Annotated in this window: 22 protein-coding genes and 1 pseudogene; 14 read left to right on the top strand and 9 right to left on the bottom strand. The window is 66.6% G+C overall.

Translation table 11 applies throughout. The features are described 5' to 3' along the window. The first annotated feature begins 55 nt into the window (after window positions 1-55). Window positions 56-604 carry a J-domain-containing protein gene (locus ACTICP_RS12220; protein ID WP_441892728.1) on the top strand — a complete coding sequence of 183 codons (549 nt, stop codon included), beginning with the start codon at window positions 56-58 and terminating at the stop codon, window positions 602-604. A gap of 39 nt (window positions 605-643) precedes the next feature. On the opposite strand, the gene ACTICP_RS12215 is transcribed toward ACTICP_RS12220, so the two are convergent. Next, a complete protein-coding gene (locus ACTICP_RS12215) occupies window positions 644-1,651 on the bottom strand; it encodes a hypothetical protein (RefSeq protein WP_441892726.1) in 1,008 nt (335 codons plus the stop codon). A gap of 160 nt (window positions 1,652-1,811) precedes the next feature. Between ACTICP_RS12215 and ACTICP_RS12210 the strand changes: the two genes are divergently transcribed. Both ACTICP_RS12210 and ACTICP_RS12205 read left to right on the top strand, forming a co-directional pair. Continuing rightward, window positions 1,812-3,776: a M13 family metallopeptidase gene (locus tag ACTICP_RS12210; RefSeq protein WP_441892724.1), complete on the top strand. Its 1,965-nt coding sequence runs from the start codon at window positions 1,812-1,814 to the stop codon at window positions 3,774-3,776. 108 nt (window positions 3,777-3,884) lie between these two features. Further along, window positions 3,885-4,793, top strand: coding sequence for a serine hydrolase (locus ACTICP_RS12205; protein WP_441892722.1), 909 nt, complete (start codon window positions 3,885-3,887; stop codon window positions 4,791-4,793). 237 nt (window positions 4,794-5,030) lie between these two features. Here ACTICP_RS12205 and ACTICP_RS12200 read toward each other — a convergent pair whose 3' ends face one another. Beyond that, window positions 5,031-5,504, bottom strand: a complete 474-nt coding sequence (locus ACTICP_RS12200) for a MarR family winged helix-turn-helix transcriptional regulator (protein ID WP_441892720.1) — start codon at window positions 5,502-5,504, stop codon at window positions 5,031-5,033. A gap of 109 nt (window positions 5,505-5,613) precedes the next feature. On the opposite strand from ACTICP_RS12200, the gene ACTICP_RS12195 reads away from it, so the two are divergent. Continuing rightward, window positions 5,614-6,237 carry an NADPH-dependent F420 reductase gene (locus ACTICP_RS12195; protein WP_441892718.1) on the top strand — a complete coding sequence of 208 codons (624 nt, stop codon included), beginning with the start codon at window positions 5,614-5,616 and terminating at the stop codon, window positions 6,235-6,237. Window positions 6,238-6,333: 96 nt separating this feature from the next. Then, complete coding sequence (locus tag ACTICP_RS12190) at window positions 6,334-6,729, top strand: hypothetical protein (RefSeq protein WP_441892716.1); 396 nt, start codon at window positions 6,334-6,336, stop codon at window positions 6,727-6,729. A gap of 34 nt (window positions 6,730-6,763) precedes the next feature. Here the strand turns inward: ACTICP_RS12190 and ACTICP_RS12185 are convergent, their stop codons facing one another. Continuing rightward, on the bottom strand, window positions 6,764-8,206 hold the full coding sequence (locus tag ACTICP_RS12185) for an MFS transporter (RefSeq protein WP_441892714.1): 1,443 nt from the start codon (window positions 8,204-8,206) through the stop codon (window positions 6,764-6,766). Between the two features lie 140 nt (window positions 8,207-8,346). On the opposite strand from ACTICP_RS12185, the gene ACTICP_RS12180 reads away from it, so the two are divergent. The 3 genes from ACTICP_RS12180 to ACTICP_RS12170 are packed head-to-tail and all read left to right on the top strand — an operon-like array spanning window position 8,347 to window position 11,306. Then, entirely contained in the window at window positions 8,347-9,699 is a 1,353-nt protein-coding gene (locus ACTICP_RS12180) for an FAD-binding oxidoreductase (protein WP_441892713.1), read from the top strand. 26 nt (window positions 9,700-9,725) lie between these two features. After that, complete coding sequence (locus ACTICP_RS12175; protein WP_441892711.1) at window positions 9,726-10,568, top strand: sigma-70 family RNA polymerase sigma factor; 843 nt, start codon at window positions 9,726-9,728, stop codon at window positions 10,566-10,568. Between the two features lie 48 nt (window positions 10,569-10,616). Further along, window positions 10,617-11,306 (top strand): GNAT family N-acetyltransferase, encoded by a 690-nt coding sequence (locus ACTICP_RS12170; protein ID WP_441892709.1) that lies wholly within the window; start codon window positions 10,617-10,619, stop codon window positions 11,304-11,306. Between the two features lie 9 nt (window positions 11,307-11,315). Here the strand turns inward: ACTICP_RS12170 and ACTICP_RS12165 are convergent, their stop codons facing one another. Next, entirely contained in the window at window positions 11,316-11,732 is a 417-nt protein-coding gene (locus ACTICP_RS12165) for a VOC family protein (RefSeq protein ID WP_441892707.1), read from the bottom strand. Window positions 11,733-11,826: 94 nt separating this feature from the next. Between ACTICP_RS12165 and ACTICP_RS12160 the strand changes: the two genes are divergently transcribed. The 4 genes from ACTICP_RS12160 (at window position 11,827) to ACTICP_RS12145 (ending at window position 14,857) form a co-directional block, all read left to right on the top strand. Beyond that, window positions 11,827-12,084: a CopG family transcriptional regulator gene (locus tag ACTICP_RS12160; RefSeq protein ID WP_441892705.1), complete on the top strand. Its 258-nt coding sequence runs from the start codon at window positions 11,827-11,829 to the stop codon at window positions 12,082-12,084. Between the two features lies 1 nt (window position 12,085). Beyond that, window positions 12,086-12,496 (top strand): type II toxin-antitoxin system VapC family toxin, encoded by a 411-nt coding sequence (locus ACTICP_RS12155; protein WP_441892703.1) that lies wholly within the window; start codon window positions 12,086-12,088, stop codon window positions 12,494-12,496. Window positions 12,497-12,588: 92 nt separating this feature from the next. Further along, a complete protein-coding gene (locus ACTICP_RS12150; RefSeq protein WP_441892701.1) occupies window positions 12,589-13,980 on the top strand; it encodes a glycine--tRNA ligase in 1,392 nt (463 codons plus the stop codon). Between the two features lie 58 nt (window positions 13,981-14,038). Continuing rightward, window positions 14,039-14,857, top strand: coding sequence for a serine hydrolase domain-containing protein (locus ACTICP_RS12145; protein WP_441892699.1), 819 nt, complete (start codon window positions 14,039-14,041; stop codon window positions 14,855-14,857). A 9-nt stretch (window positions 14,858-14,866) separates the two neighbouring features. On the opposite strand, the gene ACTICP_RS12140 is transcribed toward ACTICP_RS12145, so the two are convergent. From ACTICP_RS12140 to ACTICP_RS12120, 5 genes and pseudogenes are all read right to left on the bottom strand, one after another. Further along, window positions 14,867-15,289 (bottom strand): DUF1801 domain-containing protein, encoded by a 423-nt coding sequence (locus ACTICP_RS12140; RefSeq protein ID WP_441892697.1) that lies wholly within the window; start codon window positions 15,287-15,289, stop codon window positions 14,867-14,869. A 59-nt stretch (window positions 15,290-15,348) separates the two neighbouring features. Further along, window positions 15,349-15,936 (bottom strand): HhH-GPD-type base excision DNA repair protein, encoded by a 588-nt coding sequence (locus ACTICP_RS12135; RefSeq protein ID WP_441892695.1) that lies wholly within the window; start codon window positions 15,934-15,936, stop codon window positions 15,349-15,351. A 157-nt stretch (window positions 15,937-16,093) separates the two neighbouring features. Continuing rightward, window positions 16,094-16,702, bottom strand: coding sequence for a hypothetical protein (locus tag ACTICP_RS12130; protein WP_441892693.1), 609 nt, complete (start codon window positions 16,700-16,702; stop codon window positions 16,094-16,096). A gap of 21 nt (window positions 16,703-16,723) precedes the next feature. Continuing rightward, window positions 16,724-17,608 (bottom strand): hypothetical protein, encoded by an 885-nt coding sequence (locus ACTICP_RS12125; protein ID WP_441892691.1) that lies wholly within the window; start codon window positions 17,606-17,608, stop codon window positions 16,724-16,726. A 106-nt stretch (window positions 17,609-17,714) separates the two neighbouring features. After that, window positions 17,715-17,801: pseudogene (locus ACTICP_RS12120) on the bottom strand (HhH-GPD-type base excision DNA repair protein); the annotation flags it as partial. A 122-nt stretch (window positions 17,802-17,923) separates the two neighbouring features. Between ACTICP_RS12120 and ACTICP_RS12115 the strand changes: the two are divergent. Further along, on the top strand, window positions 17,924-18,148 hold the full coding sequence (locus tag ACTICP_RS12115) for a FitA-like ribbon-helix-helix domain-containing protein (RefSeq protein ID WP_441892689.1): 225 nt from the start codon (window positions 17,924-17,926) through the stop codon (window positions 18,146-18,148). Continuing rightward, window positions 18,145-18,528, top strand: coding sequence for a type II toxin-antitoxin system VapC family toxin (locus tag ACTICP_RS12110; protein WP_441892687.1), 384 nt, complete (start codon window positions 18,145-18,147; stop codon window positions 18,526-18,528). The genes ACTICP_RS12115 and ACTICP_RS12110 overlap by 4 nt, the downstream gene beginning before the upstream one ends. Window positions 18,529-18,734 lie beyond the last annotated feature (206 nt).

Genomic DNA, 18,734 nt, shown 5'->3' with positions numbered 1-18,734 from the left:
TCACCGTCGGCCACCAGCGTCGTAGGGTGGGAGAACCGGCATCCGGAGGTGGACGATGACTGATCCTCGAGACGCCGCGGCCCGCTACCGCGCGCGGCAGAGCGACGAATCGGATGCCGAGGCCGAGCCGGCGCCGACGCAGCTCACCGCCGAGAACAAGCACCAGTTCGTCGAGAGTGCGATCCAGGTCGCGATGCGCCGCGGCGAGTTCGACGATCTGCCCGGCGCGGGCAAGCCGCTGGAAGGACTCGGCTCGCACCACGACCCGGACTGGTGGATCCGTCGCAAGATCGAGACCGAGAACCTCACCGGACTCGGGCCACCGGCGATCCTGCTGCGCACCGAGGACCGCGAGCTGAGCGACAACCTCGACCGGCTCGGGCGCGAGAGCGACGTTCGCGAGGTGCTCGAAGACTTCAACCGCCGTGTCATCGCCGCCCGGCGCCAGCTGATGGGCGGACCACCGGTGGTCACCAAGACGCGAGACGTGGATGCCGAGGTGCAGGCCTGGCGCGAGCGCAGGGCCGCTCACGCGGCATCCGCCCCGGCTGCGGAGCAGGCCGCGCGTTCGCCGCGCCCCCGACTCTTCCGCCGCCGCGCCTGACGCCCGCCGCGCCCGGGCAGAGTCGCGCTCGCGGTGTCGTCACCTGCGTCCGATACGTAGCGTGAGGCCCAGTGAAGCTGAGCTCGTGAGGGCTACCGCCGCAGCGGCCACGCCCCATCGGTCGATGCGACGCGGAAGCGCCTTCATCGCGCGGTCGTGGTCGCGGGCGGACGATATCCGGGACTGCGCCGCAGCGAGGGCGATGTCCGCTGCGGCCGAGCTTGCCCGACCGATGCGGTAGCGGCGGGCACTGCACACGATCTCGCTCCACCAGAAGAGGAGAACAGCCAGGAGAGCGATCAGCGCGACCGTGATGATCGCCGCACGGAGCGCCGCGGCTTCGACGGCGTGCGCGGGGACGGCGTGCGCGGGTACGGCGCTCAGGGCGACGATGACCCCGGCGACGGTGACGATCGGCCCGGATAACAGCAGCGGTCGCATGCGCAGCAGCGGTCCCAGGAGTGCCCACCTCGTCCGCTGCGGCCGCCTGCCTCGGGGGAGCACGCGAGCCATTGCGGCGTTGGCAGCGGTGGACGCGCGGCCGGTGCCCGGGTTGAGCGCGATCGCGCCTTGACGTTCATTCCACTCCTGATGATTGCGGTGCAGGTCCCGAAGTGTGTTCGCATCATCGGGGGATGCCCCGTGCAGCGACTTCGCCGCGGCTGCGATCGTCGAGGGGTCCTTCGCGAGGTCTCCGATCTCCATACCGCTCCTGAACCAGACAGCGCTGACGATCGCAAAGGCCACGATGACTCCGAACAAGATCACGACCCCCGTCTCCAGCGAGCCCGTGGTGCCTCGGGTCAATCCGTCGAAGAGAAAGGCCGAAGCCAGGCTGATGAGCACGCCTGTGAGGAGGGCGAGAACACCGGGGACGATGATATCCCGCATCGACAACGCCCGACGGCGGATCGTCGGGAAGGGCACTCGCCGAGGCAGGCGGATCGTGTACAGAGTGGCCAGGTTCACGACCCCGGAAACCCCGCAGGCCAAGAGGACGAGCCCGATCGCAGTGATCGGCGTGGTGATCCATAGATCCGAGGTCATGGCATCCCACTTTGTCGATTCCCGTCCCCTATGGCCGCGGGACTCGCCGAGCTGGATGCTTTCTGCCGGTTCTGACGCCCGCATAACCGGCGAATCTCATCCAGCATCGCCGCTCGCCGCTCGCCGCGCATCTCCTACCCACCGCGCATAGGGTGGACGTATGACTGATGTGCTTCCCGCCGGTCTCGCGACCGAAGAGTTCAGCTCCGACATCCGCCCGCAGGACGACCTGTACCGTCACGTCAACGGCGCCTGGCTCGATCGAACTGAGATCCCGGGCGACAAGGCGCGGTGGGGCTCGTTCCATCTGCTCGCCGAGCAGGCCGAGAAGGACGTGCGCACGATCATCGAGGAATCGCAGGATGCCGCGGCCGGCACTCTCGAGCGCAAGATCGGCGACCTCTTCACGAGCTTCATGGACACCGCGAGCATCAACGCCGCCGGCATCCAGCCCCTGGCGGAGACGCTCGCCGAGATCGATGCGATCGACAGCATCCCTGCCCTGCTCGCCACGGCCGGGGCCTACGAGCGCGACGGCCGCGCCCACATGATCGGCCTCTACATCGACGGCGACCCGGGCGACCCGGAGAGGTATGTGCCTGTCTTCGTGCAGGCCGGTCTGTCATTGCCCGACGAGAGCTACTACCGTCTCGACAGCTTCGAGGCCACCCGCGCCGCCTACCGCGCCCACCTCGAGCGCCTCCTCGCTCTCGCTGGTGTCGCCGATGCTGCCGGGAACGCTGAGCGGGCCTTCGCGCTCGAGACCGAGATCGCCTCGCACCACTGGGACAACGTGCGCAGCCGAGACGCCGTCGAGACTTACAACCTCAAGGCCTGGGATGAGTTGCAGGCACTCGCCGGTGTCGACCTCACGCCGTGGCGGGATGCTGTCGGCCCCGCCAACCCGGATGCCTTCGCAGAGGTCGTCGTCAGCCAGCCCAGCGCCCTCGAGGGCCTGGGCGGGCTGCTCATCGCCGAGCGTCTCGACGACTGGAAGGCGTGGCTGCGGGCTCAAGCCGTGCACGCGGCAGCGGCCTTCCTCACCGACGACATCGTGCAGGAGAACTTCTCGTTCTACGGCACCGAGCTCACCGGCGTACCCACGATCCGCGAGCGCTGGAAGCGCGGCGTCTCGCTCACCGAAGGCGCGCTGGGCGAGGCCATCGGCAAGGTGTACGTCGAACGGCACTACCCGGTGGCGGCGAAGGCGGCGATGGACGAACTCGTCGCGAACCTCATTGAGGCGTACCGGCAGAGCATCACGACGCTCGAGTGGATGAGCCCCGAGACCCGTCAGCGAGCGCTCGCCAAGCTCGATGCGTTCACGCCGAAGATCGGGCACCCCGAGGTGTGGCGCGACTACTCGACTCTGGAGATCGACGCCGCCGACATCTTCGGCAACGTCCGCCGCGCGAACATCTTCGAGCACGACCGCAACGTCGACAAGGTCGGAAAGCCCATTGACCGCAACGAGTGGCACATGCCACCGCAGATGGTCAACGCGTATTACAACCCGTCGATGAACGAGATCGTCTTCCCCGCGGCGATCCTGCAGTACCCCTTCTTCGATGTCTCGCGCGACGCCGCCGCGAACTACGGCGGGATCGGCGCCGTCATCGGTCATGAGATCGGGCATGGATTCGACGACCAGGGCAGCCGTTACGACGGCACGGGCAAGCTCGACGACTGGTGGACGGATGCCGATCGCGCAGCCTTCGAGGAGCGCACGAAGGCGCTGATCGCTCAGTACGACGCACTGGTTCCGGTCGGTCTCCCCGAGGAGAACAAGGTCAACGGCGCTCTCACGATCGGCGAGAACATCGGCGACCTGGGCGGGCTCGGCATCGCTCTGAAGGCCTACGAACTGTCGCTCGGCGGCGAGGAGGCGCCGGTCATCGACGGGCTCACCGGTGTGCAACGGCTCCTGCTGAGCTGGGCTCAGGTGTGGCAGCAGAAGAGCCGGGATGCCGAGACGATCCGGCTCCTCACGATCGACCCGCACTCGCCGAACGAGTTCCGGTGCAACCAGATCGTGCGCAACCTCGACGTCTTCTACGAGGCGTTCGGGGTGACCGAGAACGACGCACTGCACCTTCCGAGCGACCAGCGCGTGACGATCTGGTGACCGTTGTCCACACCCGGTGATCGAGCGGGGCGCGCGGGGTTAGGATGACCTAGGTCGTCGTGGACGCGTCCCGACGGCATCCCTCGACCTTCCTGGGAAGGAACATGCGTGGGCACTCCCCCCGAGCCTGCGATGCTGCGACGTTCACAGCGCAGTACCCGCCGTCTGCCGCGCCGCGCAGCCATCGGACGCAGGTCGTTCTCGACGACCATGCGCGCGCTCGAGGAACTGTCCGAGGCCGGTGCCCAGGTCTCGGTGCACGTGACCGATCTCGACACCGGCGCGGAGGTGCTCGGCGGCGACGCGCACGTAACGCTGCCGATCGCAGGGCTCGGTGTGGTGCCGCTGCTGATCGAAGTGGCAGCCGGGTTCGAAGCGGGCACGCTCGACCCGCTGACGATCATCGATCGCTCCGCCGCCGAACCCGTCACCGGGTCGGGGCTCTGGCGCAGCCTGCGCACGCCGGTGCTTCCGCTCGTCGACCTCGCCGTCCTTGCCGCGACCACGGGCGACCCTCTCGCCGTGAACATTCTGCTGGAGCAGGTCGGTCATCACCGAGTGCGCGACCGCATCGCGTCGCTCGGGCTCGTGCAGACAGCGCTGCTCGACCGGTTCCGCGACGAGCGGGGGCCGGACGACGCCCCGCACCTCGCGGTGGGCACCACCCGAGAGCTCACCAGTCTGTTCTCGGCGCTGGTGAACGCGAAAGCGGTGGATGCCGCGGTGAGCGCGCAGGTCGCCGAGTGGTTGAGCTTCAATCATGACCTGAGCCTGGTGGCGGCGCCCACGGGCCTGGACCCGTTCGCGCACGAGCATGACGCGCACGGGCTGCTGTTCATCAACAAGACCGGGCGCGATCGGGGCGTGCGTGCTGAGGCCGGCGTGCTCGCGGGGCCGCGTGCGGGTGTCGCCTACGCCATGGCCGTCGGGTTCGACGATCTCTCGATCGCGCACCGCCTGCGCGCCCACGACGCGTTTCGCGTGCTCGGAGTCGAGCTCATGGAGTACGCACACTGAGAGGCGGAGGAGGTTTCGACTCCTCGCTGCGCTCGTCGCTCAACCCGCTTCGGCTGCGTCGCTCCGCGACTCCGCTCAACGCCCGGGGGCACCGCGCTCGCTCAACGCCCCGGGGGATCACCGCCTCCGCTCAACGCCCGGGGGATCACCGCGGGTCGTTGAGCGCAGACGGCGCAGCCGCCGAAGACGAAACGGGCTGAGCGAGCGCAGCGAGTCGAAGCCTGCCCCCGCTTCCCCTCAGAACACCCCGAATTTCCGCTGCGGATCGAGTGCTTCGACAATCGGTTCCAGCGCATCGGCGAGCTGCTCGAGCTGCTCGGGGGCGAGCCTGTCGAGCACCAGGCGGTGCACGGTGTCGAAGTGATCGGGAGTCGCGAGCACGAGCTGGCGACGCCCCTGCCTGGTGAGCTTGAGCAGCACGCTGCGGCGGTCTTCCGTGCTCTCGGTGCGCTCGACGAGACCGCGCTGCTCGAGGCGGCTGACGACTTTGGACGTGCGGGGGAGTGTCGCGTTCGTGGCCGCGGCAAGGGCGCTCAGACGCACCGCGCCGCTGCGCTGCAGTGTGCTCAGCAGGATGAACTCGTAGTGCGTCAACGATGCGTCCCGCTGCAACTGTGCGTCGAGCGCGGCGGGGAGCAGCTCGGCGGTGCTGATCAGTGCCAGCCAGGCTCTGGACTGCTGCGGAGTCATGCGAGAGAGGGGTGCGGCCATGTTCTCCATTCTTACCGGAATAGTTGTCAGGGCAAGTAGGTTGACCTGAGTAGTTGCCGAAGCAACCAAATGCGACGGCTCAAACGACACGCACAGAGGAAGGCAAGACATGACTGCGATCACCGTCATCGGAACAGGAAACATGGGCCAGGCAATCGCCGGCATCGCCGCACAAGCCGGCGCGAACGTGCAGATCCTGGCACGTGACCTCGAGAAGGCAGGCACCACCGCGGCATCCATCAAGGCAACCGCGGGTGTCGTGGGTGACGCGATCTCGGGTGAGATCGTCGTTCTCGCGCTGCCCTACCCGGCTCTCGCGGAGATCGCGAGCACCTATGGCGACCAGCTCGCCAACAAGGTCGTCGTCGACATCACCAACCCTGTCGATTTCGCAACCTTCGACGGCCTCGTCGTTCCAGCCGACTCCTCGGCTGCAGCAGAGCTCGCGGCCCTTGTTCCCGCGGCCAAAATCGTCAAGGCGTTCAACACGAACTTCGCCTCGACCCTCGTCGCCGGTGAGTTCGCCGGCGAGCCGACGGTCGTGCAGCTTGCGGGCGACGACGAAGCTGCCAAGAAGCTGCTCGCCGACGTCATCGTCGCGGCGGGTCTCAAGGTCGCCGACGCCGGCGCTCTGAAGCGTGCGCGCGAGCTCGAGGCGCTCGGCTACCTGCAGATGGTGCTCGCCGTGCGCGAGCAGATCGGCTGGACCGGCGGCTTCGCCGTTCGCGCCTGACACTTGTCGGTCGATTTCACGGATGTCAGTCGGAACCGCGCGATTCCGGCTGACATCCGTGAGCTGGGCTGGCACCTGTCCGTGTAGCCTCGTCGGATGGATGACTGGACCCCGCACCGCCGCGATGACGGCGAACTGCTCGGCTGGATCCACCCCGCCGGCGACGACTGGACCGCTGTGGACGTGCTCGGGCGCTCGGTATCGGGCGCGGTCGATTGGCTCGTCGCCGAAGAAGCGCTCGAGTCGCACGGCCTCGCGTGGCTCGCCGATCCGTGGATGCTGGAGCGAGAGGCATCCACGCCGCTGCGGGTGAGCTTCGTCGAGGTGACGCCTTCGTCCGCGGAGGTGGAGGGACGCATCGTGGTGAAGGTCGAAGACTTCGGTGACATGCAGGCGCCGCCGTCCGAGAGATTCGTGCTGCCCTGGCCCGCGCCGACGACGTTGCGTCCGGTGCGCGACGGCGATCCCGACGGGCGGACTCTGACACGGTGACCGCGCCGACCGGGTGACCGGGTCAGCGAGCCGATCAGCTGGGCAGCGAGGGGTGCTTCTCGATCGGGCGGGTCTTAGGGATGAACAGCGACAGCACCAGTGCGATGATCCCGGCGGCGATCGCGAGCCAGAAGCAGACGTTGAAAGCTTCTCGCGTCGGCACGGCGACGCCGTCGACCTCGACGCTCATCGCCGCGAGCACCCCGCCCATGACGGCCGAGGCGCTCGACGTTCCCACCGAGCGGAACAGGGCGTTCAGGCCGTTCGATGCTCCCGTCTCGTTGGCCGGCACGGAGCGCATGATGATCATCGGCATGGCTGCGAACGTGAATCCGATGCCGACGCCGATGATGGCGTTGGCGATGAGGATGTGGATCCACTCCGACGACCAGATGAGCACGTACCCGTAGGCCACGACGATCGCGGCGGTTCCTGCGGTGAAGAGCGGGCGCGGCCCGATGGTCCGCTCCAACCAGCCGGAGAGCGGCGAGATCACCATCATCACCAGGCCCGCAGGCATCACGATGAAGGCCGCTGCGATCATGTCGAGTCCGAACCCGGAGCCGGTCTCGACGGGCAGCTCGAGCATCTGCGGGAAGGTCACGTTGGACGAGAACAGCGCGAAGCCCATGCCGATTGCGGCGATGTTCGTCAGGAGCACGGCGGGGCGGGCCGCGACCCGGAGGTCGAGCAGCGGGTCCTTCGTGCGCAGCTGATACCAGCCCCACACCAGCAGTACGAGCACTCCGCCGAGCACGAGGCTGAGGCCGATCGGAGAAGTCCACCCCCACTCTGCTCCGCGCGAGACGTAGAGCAGCAGGCCCGTCAGTCCGACTGCGAGCCCGATGGCGCCGACGACGTCGAGGCGGCCGGGGGAGAGCAGCACGTCCTCGGGGACGAAGAGGAAGACGAGCACGAGCCCGGCGATGCCGAGGCCGGCTGCGAGCCAGAACAGCGAATGCCAGTCGGCGTTCAGAGCGAGGTATGCGGCCAGCGGCATCCCGACTGCACCGCCGACGCCCATCGTCGCGCTCATCAGCGCGACGGCGGTGCCGAGGTGCTTGGCGGGCAGGATGTCGCGCATGATCGCGATGCCCAAGGGGATCACACCCGTGACGCCGCCCTGGAGAGCGCGGCCGATGATCACGCCGATGATCGATCCGGACAGCGCCGCGATCACCGAGCCGACGATGAGCATGATCATGAGGACGACTACGACGCGGCGTTTGCCGTACATGTCGCCGAGGCGTCCGGAGATCGGGGTGGCGACCGCGGCGACCAGCAGCGTGATCGTGACGACCCAGGTGGTGTCCTCACGAGAGGCGTTCAGGAGCTCCGGCAGCTCAGCCTGCAGCGGCACGACCAGCGTGAACATGAACGACGAGCAGAGGCCCGCAAATGCGAGAACCGCGACGGGGAGGCCGCGGTTCGGGGTGCGGGAGAGGCGCTTCCTGGCTCTGTCGTCGCTATCTCCCACTATCCAAGAGTATCGGTGCTCAGACGTGGAGGCGTTCGGGGCACCGGAGTTCAGCCCGACGGACGAATCGGTCACACTTTCTCATCCGGGGTCGTCTCCTTCATGAACCGCCGCAACGGCGAGAACGAAGGAGACCACACATGCCTGTCATGCGAGAAGAACAGCTCGAAGGCTTCACCGGGGCGATCATCGATCCTGAATCGTCCGATTATCCGCAGGCGGCGCGCACAGCGCTCGCCTTCGCCGAACCCGCACTTGTTCTGCGTCCGGTCGACGTCGCCGGCGTGCAGCGCGCGGTGCGCTTCGCCGCAGCATCCGGCCTTCCGCTCGCGGTGCGCGGCGGCGGGCATTCCGCTGCGGGACTCAGCACCGTCGACGACGGCATCGTCATCGATCTTGGCGCACTCGACTCCGTCGAGATGCTCGGGGATCGAAGAGTGCGCGTGGGCGGTGGTGCTCGCTGGCAGCACGTGGCCGACGCGCTGGCGCCGCACGGCCTTGTGATCTCGTCGGGCGACACGGCCGACGTCGGTGTCGGCGGGTTGACGCTCTCCGGTGGAATCGGTTGGCTGGTCCGTCGCCACGGGCTCACAATCGACCATCTCCGCGCCGTCCAGGTCGTGACGGCAACCGGCGACGTCCTCATCGCGGACGAGACTCATCACGCCGATCTGTTCTGGGCACTGCGCGGTGGTGGCGGCGCGTACGGCATCGTGACGGCATTCGAGTTCGAGGCGCAGCCCGCCGCGCAGGTCACATTCGCCACCCTCACCTTTCCCGCCGACCGTGTCAAACAGCTCGTCTCCTCGTGGACTCGTTTCATGCGCACCGCGCCGCAGGCGATCAGTTCGACACTGGCGCTGTCGAACCCGTTCACCGGCGGGGTCGATGCGCCGATCGAGGTCACGTTCGTGCGGTGCGATGCAGGAGCAGTGGACGACGCGCTGGCGGCACTGCGCAGGGCGGGACAGCCTTCGACAGAAGATGTGAGGCAGCTGCCGTACGCCGAGATCCTGCATCCGGGAAACGACCTGCCCGCCGGCTTGCGCATCGCACTTCGTAGCGGCTTCGTCGCGTCCGCATCGGCGGATGCTGCAGCTGAGGCCATCGCGCGTATCGCCGGCGAGGCGCAGCCGGCGTCGATCGTGCTGCACAGTCTCGGAGGAGTATTCGGGACGACATCGAAGGACGCGACCGCGTTCGCTCATCGCAGCGCCGAGCTGATGGTGAGCACCTTTGCGGCGGTTCCCGAGGCCGCTTACGCCGACATGAGCGCGCGGATGGATGAGGTCTGGAGCACGCTCTCGCCGCTCACCGACGGCGCGTACGCGAACTCCCTGGACGGCACAGCGACAGATGCCGTGTCTTCGGTCTATCCGGAATCGACTCGGCGGCGGCTGGAGTCGATCAAACACGCCTACGATCCCTCGAACCTCTTCTCGCGCACGTTCGTGACCTCGCCGGAGAATGCAGTGCCGGAACCCACGCGGTAACCTGCGCTGGGCAGAGAGGAATCCTGATGGACCGCAGCGTTCTGGCCGCAGAGTTCGATTCGCACCGGCGATACCTGACGACGGTGGCATATCGCATGCTCGGCTCCCACGCCGACGCGGAGGACGCGGTGCAGGAGTCGTGGTTCCGATTGGAGCGCGCACAGGGTGCGATCGATGACCGGCGCGCGTGGCTCACTCGCGTCGTGAGCCGGATATGCCTCGATCAGCTGCGCACGCGCGCACGGCGGCAGGAGAACTCTCTCGACGCATTGCCGGATGTCGAGTCGGTCCCAGAAGAGCGCGGCCCTGCAGCGGTCGCAGAGCGAGCCGATCTCGTCGGCTACGCGCTCATGCTGGTGCTCGAACAGCTCGCACCTGACGAGCGGCTTGCCTACGTGCTCCACGACGTCTTCGGGCTGCCGTTCGACGACATCGCCGACGTCGTCGAACGCACACCTCAGTCCGCGCGGAAACTCGCCAGTCGTGCGCGTGGGCGGGTGCAGGGCGCGGATCCGATGTCGCGATCCGTTCGCGTGAGCCGGGAAAAGCAGCGAGCTGTTGTCGACGCGTTCCTCGCTGCCGCCCGCAGCGGCGATTTCACACGGCTCGTCGGAGTTCTGCACCCTGACGTCGAGTTCCATGTCGACCGCGGACCAGACGGACTGCACATCGTTCGCGGCGCAGAGCAGGTCGCATCGCAGGCGGCAGAGTTCCATCGCTTCGCGAACGAGTACGAGTTCGCGATCGTCGAACTCGGTGACGAACTCGCGGTGCTCGCATCCGTAGGCGGTCTGCCCAGTTCGCTGCTCCTGCTGCACAGCGACGAAGGTGTCATCACGCGGATGGAAAGCCGCCTGCTCGCACCCTGACCACAGTTTCATTTCAGAATCCGCGCTGAGGAGAGGCAGACTGGGGGCGTGCGAACCATACGTGACCTGGACACCGTTGAACTCATCATCGAAGCGCAGTCGTTGCTGGACGCCATCCGCGGCCCGGAGCGCGTCATCGATGCCGGCACCCTGCGCGCCCTCGAGCAGTCGGGAAACTACGTCGTCGGGCTGTTCGACGACGAGAGCGGCCAGGAGCGCATGGTCGGGGCATCCGTCGCCTTCTTCGGCGTTCCCGGACAGCGCACCATGCACTCGCACATCACCGCGCTGCTGCCGGAGTACCGGGGCCGCGGGTGGGGTCGCGAGCTCAAGGAGCACCAGCGCCAGTGGGCCTTCTCGCGCGAGGTCGGCCGGGTCACGTGGACGTTCGATCCGCTCGTCGCGCGCAACGCGCACTTCTTCCTCACCGTGCTGGGCGCCCGGGTGATCGGGTACTCGGTGAACAACTACGGCATCTTCGGCGGTGGGGATGCCGGAGACGAGAGCGATCGGCTCGACGTCGAGTGGGCCCTCGCCGATATCGCCAAAGCCCCGGCGGATGATGCCGTGGTCGCGACGCTCGAAATTCCCTCAGACGTCGAGGTGATGCGCGAGACGGATCCGGATGCTGCGCATGAATGGCGCATGCGCCTGCGCGGCGAGATCGAGGAGCTGCACGGTCGCGGACTGCACGTCGCCGGGTTCGACGTGAACCGCGGCTACCTCTTCACCGAGTAGCGCTGGTGTTCAGCCGCCGGCGCGCGGACGGGGCGGAAGCACGAAGTCTCCTGTTTCGCCGGGGTTCAACGCGACTTCCCAACGGAAGCCGTCGGGGTCGGCGAAGTACCCGGAGTACCCGCCCCATTCACGGTGAACTGCTGGACTCACCGGCGCCCCGAGCTGTTCGGCCTCTGTCAGAACGCCGTCGACCTCGGACTCCGTCGCGAGGTTGTGGGCCAGCGTGATCGGTGCGACGCCGGGTGCGGGTAGGGCGCCGATCTCGGCTGTGAAGCCGGTGACGCTCCACAGCGAGAGGATGAGCCGGTCGGCGACGGGCAGCATGAGCACATCGTCTGCCTCGAAGATCGGCCGCCATCGGAGACCGTCCACGTAGAAAGCGCGTGATCGTGCGACGTCGGCGACCGCGAGGGTGATGAAACTCACTCGTTGCTCCATACCGACAGTGTGGCACCAGCATCCGACATGGTTCGACGGCAACAGTCGGTACCGTCCTTAGGCCGGATTGGTACCATGAAGTATGGCGATGAACCTCCGATTGAGGGATGAGGCGGCAGAGGCACTGCGCGCCGAGTCAGAGCGCACCGGCCTCAGCCAGCAGGAGATCCTGAGACGGGCCGTCGACGAGCATCTCGGACGCGCCGATTCCGTTCGTCCCACGCCCTACCCGGACTGGGTGATCCCGCCGGAGCGGCCGTACCGGACCGTCAAGCCGATTCTTCGTCTCCCGGAGGACACAACGACGGCCGACCTTCTCGACCGCGAGGACCGTATCTGACGTGCTGATCTACATCGATACGAGTGCAGCGCTCAAGCGTGTGTTCGACGAAGCGGAGTCCGGTGCATTGAGCGAGGCGATCGACACAGTGATGGCCGCCGGCAAAAGAATGATCTCCTCAAGTCTCATGCGCGTCGAGTTGGCGCGCAGCATCCGTCGGCGCATCGATCTCGAGCGCCGCGACCGATTGACGTCGGCGTTCGACCTCGCAACCGGCGACATCGCGTTCGCGCCGATGTCATCGGCCGTCGTCGAGAGCGCGCGCATCCTCGGCCCGCCGGTGCTGCGCTCGCTTGACTCGATCCATTTGGCCACGGCGATCGCCGTCGGCGCCGGGGAGATCTGGACATACGATGAGCGTCTCGCCGCGGCATCCGAAGAGATGGGGATCGTTACGCGGATGCCGTCCTGATCGCCGAGGCTGATCGACAGCGGGTGCGCGGATAGGATTGGAATGCCCGTGCTCACGGGCACAATCCGTCGCACCCGACCATTGGAGCCACCGTGGCCGAACAGTCCCGTCTAGACAAGGTCATCAGTCTCGCCCGCCACCGCGGGTTCGTGTTCCAAGCGGGTGAGATCTACGGCGGGTCGCGCTCGGCCTGGGACTACGGGCCCCTCGGCACCGAGCTGAAGGAGAACATCCGGCGGCAGTGGTGGCAGACCTTTGTCCGTGGACGCGGCGACATGGTGGGGCTGGACTCCTCCGTCATCCTCCCCAAGCGCGTGTGGGAGGCGTCGGGACACCTCGACACCTTCACCGATCCGCTCGTCGAGTGCCTCACCTGCCACAAGCGCTTCCGCGCCGACACTCTCATCGAGGACTTCGAGGCACGCAAGGGTCGCAAGGCCGAGGGGGGCCTGGCCGAGGTGCCGTGCCCGAACTGCGGCAACAAGGGCGAGGGCCAGTACACCGAGCCGAAGGCTTTCTCGGGTCTCGTCAAGACCTACCTCGGCGTCGTCGACGACGAATCGGGCCTGTACTTCCTGCGCCCTGAGACCGCGCAGGGCATCTTCGTGAACTTCTCGAACGTGCTCACCGCGAGCCGCAAGAAGCCGCCGTTCGGCATCGGTCAGGTCGGAAAGTCGTTCCGCAACGAGATCACCCCCGGAAACTTCATCTTCCGCACCCGCGAGTTCGAGCAGATGGAGATCGAGTACTTCGTTCCCCCCGCCGAGGCGCAGGAGTGGTTCGAGCACTGGGTCGAGGCGTGCTGGGCGTGGTTCAAGGATCTCGGCATCGACACCGACAACATGCGTCGATTCGACGTCCCCGAAGACGAGCGGGCGCACTACTCCGCCGGCACGATCGACTTCGAGTACCGGTTCGGGTTCCCCGGCAAGGAGTGGGGCGAGCTCATGGGCGTCGCCAACCGCACCGACTACGACCTGTCCAGCCACTCCGAGGCATCCGGCCAGAGCCTGACGTACTTCGACCAGGCCTCCGGCGAGCGTTACACGCCGTACGTGATCGAGCCGTCGTTCGGTCTGACTCGTTCGATGATGGCGTTCCTCGTCGACGCCTATGTCGAAGAGGAGGTGCCCAACGCCAAGGGGGGCACCGACATGCGCACGGTGCTCAAGCTCGACCCGCGCCTCGCGCCGGTCAAGGTCGCCGTGCTGCCGCTCTCGCGCAACGAGAAGCTCTCGCCGCTCGCGCGCGAGGTCGCCGATTCGCTGCGCGGACGGTGGGCGATCGACTTCGACGATGCCGGTGCGATCGGACGACGTTACCGCCGACAGGACGAGGTGGGCACGCCGTTCTGCGTCACCGTCGACTTCGACTCGCTCGACGACCACGCGGTCACCGTGCGCGACCGCGACACCATGGCGCAGGAGCGTGTGCCGGTCGACGCCCTAGGCGACTACCTGGCAGAGCGGCTCAAGGGCGCCTGAGACTGCGCAGCATGCGGTTCCCGCATGACGGGGCGCCGGGGCATGGGACGATGGCAGGGTGGAGACCACGACTTTCGCAGCGACCGACGGCTTCCCGCACACCGCTCTGGTGGGGGTGACCGCGCCCGAGCAGACGCTGGCGGTGCAGGGCGACCCGCACGCCGTGCTTCCGTTGGCGTCGGTGTCGAAGCCCATCTCGGCATGGGGTGTGCTGATCGCCGTCGAACGCGGTCTCGTCGACCTCGACGAACCTGCGGGACCGGACGGTTCGACGCTGCTGAACCTGCTCGATCACACCAGCGGGCTGCCGTTCGAGGGCGAGCAGACGCAGGCGGCACCCGGAACGCGCCGTATCTACTCCAACGCGGGGTTCGACGCGCTCGGCGCGCATGTCGCCGAGGCGGCGGGGATGCCGTTCGCCGACTGGATCACGAACGAGGTGACCGCCCCGCTCGGGATGACCGACATCGAGGTGATCGGGCGGCCGTCAGCCGGCTATCGCGCCTCGATCGACGACCTGCTGATCTTCGGCCGCGAGGTGCTGCGCCCGACCCTCATCCCCATCGAGCTGCGTGATCTCGCGCTCATGGTCTCGCGGCCGGGGCTGCGCGGCGTCGTACCCGGGTACGGCTCGTTCGACGACAACCAGTGGGGACTGGGGTTCGAGCTCAAGGGCACCAAGAGCCCGCACTGGCTGAGCGACACCATGCCCGCGGAGACCGCCGGACACTTCGGCGGTCAGGGCAGCTTCCTTTTCATCGATCGCACCCACGACCTCGCTGCCGCGTTCCTCTCCGGCGTCGCCTTCGGCGACGACCACAAGCGCATCTGGCCCGCACTCACCGAAGAGATCGTCACCCGCTACGGCAACCGCTGACTGCGGCGCTCAGCCCGTGACAGTGATCTGCGCGTAGTCGTCACCGCCCGACTCCGTCCAGGCCAGGACGTCTTCGAGGATCGGGCGCAGCACACCGAGGTCGACCTTCTCGAGGTCCTTGATGTACAGGCATCCGGCCCCGATCGTGTGCGGCCCGAGCGTCGCGAGCGCGTCGGCGTGCCGGGCGGTGCTGTCGAGGTACAGGGTCGATGCGCTCTTGCGCGGGGCGAAGGCGAGGACGGGCATATCGCCCTCGTTGCCGGTCGGGTAGCGGTAGTGACAGCTGCCGAAGCCGATGATCGTGCCCCAGAGCTCGGGTTCGCGGCCCGAGACCTCTTGCAGCAGAGTCGTCAGCGTCTCGGCATCCCGTCGCCGCACGGCGGGGGTGACGTCGGCGATGAAAGCGGCGACGCTGCCTCCGGTGGGCTTCACTGGGCCGCCTCTTCTGGGTTTCGACTCGCCGCGCTCGCTCAACCTTGCCCCGGCACGCATCAACGCGCCTTCGGCGCATTGCTCCGCGCCGCGGCAACCTTCATAAGCTTCTTGTGCTCGCGCACCTTCGTGAGCGAATCGGGGGAGACGATGTCGGCGACGCTGCGGAACGACCCCTCTTCGCCGTAGTCTCCGGCGGCCTCGCGCCAGCCCTCACCGGTGAAGCCGTACTGCTTGCCGAGGAGCGCGAGAAAGATCTTCGCCTTCTGCTCGCCGAACCCCGGCAGCTTCTTCAGACGCTTCAGCACCTCGCGCCCGTCGGGGTTGCCCTGCGTCCACAGCGCCGCAGCATCCCCGCCCCACGCGTCGACGAGCTCCTGGCAGAGCGTCTGCACACGAGTCGCCATCGAGTCGGGGAACCGGTGCACCGCCGGGGTCTGCTTGAACGCTTCCAAGAAGGCTTCCGGGTCCATGCTCGCGATCGTCGCGGCATCCACGGCGCCTGTGCGCTGCTCGATCTTGAGCGGCCCGGCGAATGCGGTCTCCATCGGCACCTGCTGGTCGAGGAGCATGCCTGTGAGAAGTGCGAGCGGGTTGTTCGTGAGCAGCGTGTCGGCGGCGGTATCTCCGGTGATGTGAAGGGCCATGCTGACAGTCTCGCACCGAGGACGACGACGTGTCAGGGGTGCCCGCGCTCGAGCCCCGATGCAGGTAAAGACGCACTACCGCATCTGGTCGGTACTCACCGCCTGGCCTCAAGCCGGAACTTGGCGATCGTCGTGGCCAAGTAGTTGCCGCGCGCGGTCAGTCGCGAGTCGGCAAGAGCTCCGGGTACTGGCGTCGGAGTGCAGTGCCCAACACTTTGAGAGCGTCGAGAACCGTGAGCGCATGAGTGACGATCTTGTTGCCCGCGACGGTGCGTCGATTGTGTTTGTTGGCTATCGCCGAGAGGTGCCATTGGGCAAGCCAATGATCACCTGCGATGAGGTCTCGATGGGCGACGATCCGATTCCGGATCTCGGACAGGTTCCTGATGAATTCCGAGTCCGCCTTGACAGGTTTCAAGGCTGCTTTGAAAGCTCTTCCTGCGCTCCGGAGATCCCCACCGATCCGTGTCGGTAACTCGTCGATCACCATCCACAGCAGCAAAGCCAGGTACTTCTCCCAAACCTCGCGGTCGGCAGGATCGGAGAATTCACGCAGCAGAAGTACCTTCAACTCGTAGTCTGTGGCGACCACAGTGGCAAACAGTTCCAGCGCGCGGCGCTTCATGGGGTCGGCCACAGTCGCGGACAGCACCGACAGGTGAACCATGATCTGTTCGTAGTCGGCGCGGGTACGTTCCAGTTCGGCGCGAAGCGCGCTTGTGCGTTGAGCGATCATCATGGCTACTTCCTCGTCGCTGACGCTCATTTCGACATGTCCCGAACCCGATCAGCGGCAGGCCCATTCGTATGCGAAGTAGATGTCCTTCTCGCCGAGCGGTACCTTGAGGCTGATCTGCACTTCCGAATTCACTGCGAGCTGGTCGATCTTCGTGCCCTCGATCCCTTCGTGGCCGGAGGTGGGCGAGATAACGATTCCGTCCGGGCAGGATGACAGATTATCGCTGTGAAAGATCAGTGTCTGACAGAGGTGATCGCCACACTGTACGGGGTCACCGCCGAAACTGTAGTAGATGCGGCCCACCGCGGCTTCTGTTGAGCCCCACCCTTGATCGCGGAGTTGCTGTCCTACCGTTGTGATGCACTTCAGTGATGTGTCCCACGTATAGCCCTGGGACTCGCAGGTTGCTTGCGCGTCACTCACCGGGGGCGGAGTCATTATCGTTCCGCCGGTTGCGCCGGACTGCTGATGCGTCGAGGTATCCTCCAATGAGGCTCCCCCTGTGCCGTTGCCTGCGGCATTGGAACCGACGAGTGCGAAAGCAGCGATCACCGTCGCGACGATTGGCAACCAGATCCACCGACGCCACGCCTCCCAGCTGCGGCACCAGATCCACATCGCGATACTCGCGACGAGCGCCACAACGCCACCCGATGAGCGTTGGCCGTCCCAGACGATCGCAACCCCGAAAAAGGAAGCCGCGAGGAATGGAGCGAACGTGGCAACCAGACCGAGCACGAGGAGCGTGGCGGCCGCAAACCTGAACCCACCTCGAGGCTTCGACTGCTCGGGATTCGTGCGCGGTGAGCTGGCGGAATGTGTGTTTTCCAAGACGCTCCATTTCCAGAGGGCTATCCGTCCGGTGAACGGCGCGCTTGCTGAGAGCATATCGGGGGCAGAGCCTGGGTGGTGAAGAGCACCTTCGTCGTTCACGTCGCAACCGATCGCGGGGCAGCTACTCCGCTACGCTGGTCGCCATCCCCGCGCCGCGATGCGCTCGCTTCGGGTGGCCCTCTACCAATGGTTAGCGCACACGCTAGTCGAGGAGCATGCCTGTGAGAAGTGCGAGCGGGTTGTTCGTGAGCAGGTCGTCGGCGGCGGTGTCTCCGGTGATGTGAAGGGCCATGGTTTCATGGTGGCACCTTCTGGCGGTGAATACATCCAAGAGACCAGTCGCTTGCGGGCCAGCGGTGGCGCTTCAGCCACTGAATAGTTGCATGCAAAATGCATGCGTTGTATGCTCGTTACATGACGACGATCCAGGTCCGCAATGTCTCCAATGAGACAAGCCGAGCGCTCAAGGCGAAGGCCGCGCTCGAGGGCCGCTCGCTGAGCGATTACCTGCTGCGTGAGCTCGATCGTCTCGCGACGCGTCCGAGCCGAGCCGAACTGCTGGACCGGATCGTGAGCCGTGACGTCGCCTCGCTCGAACCGGCGGCGCTGGTGCTCGCAGCGCAGCGGCCTGGTCGATGACACTGGTCGTCGACGCATCTGCGGTCGCGGAGATCCTGTTCGGAACCGAAGCGGGTCGGCGGGCCGCCGTGCTGATCGATGGGCACGAACTGCTCGCGCCGCAGCATCTCACGGCTGAAGTCGCCTCTGTGGTCCGCGGATGGTCCCTCAGTCAGCAGATCACCGATGAGCAAGCGTCGCGCGCGTTCCACGAGTTCGACGCGCTCGGCGTCGAGCAGGTGCCGATGATGTCCATGCTGCCCGCCGTGTACGCCTTGCGGCACAACGTCAGCGCCGATGACGCCATGTATGTCGTGCTCGCACGTGCGGCACGATGCTCGCTGTTGACTCTCGATGCCCGGCTCGCGGCATCCGCTTCGGATTGCGCCCTACTGCCGTAATTGTTCGTGCCGCGGCGGTGTCGCCGGTGCCAGCGCGCGGGTTGGCGTCTCGCGCAGTGTCGCATCGCGCGAGGCTACCGATCACAGATCATGTTCGAGTTCGGTGTTCGCGCTCGCCGCTAGTCATGTCATCGCGATGATCAGGGCCGCGACAGCAAGCACGATCGCGACGGGTGTCATCGTGAACCGTTCAGGTCGACTGCGTG

The sequence above is a fragment of the Microbacterium sp. genome (assembly GCF_052102115.1).
Taxonomy (GTDB): domain Bacteria; phylum Actinomycetota; class Actinomycetes; order Actinomycetales; family Microbacteriaceae; genus Microbacterium.
This window is presented reverse-complemented; position numbering and strand designations above follow the sequence as displayed.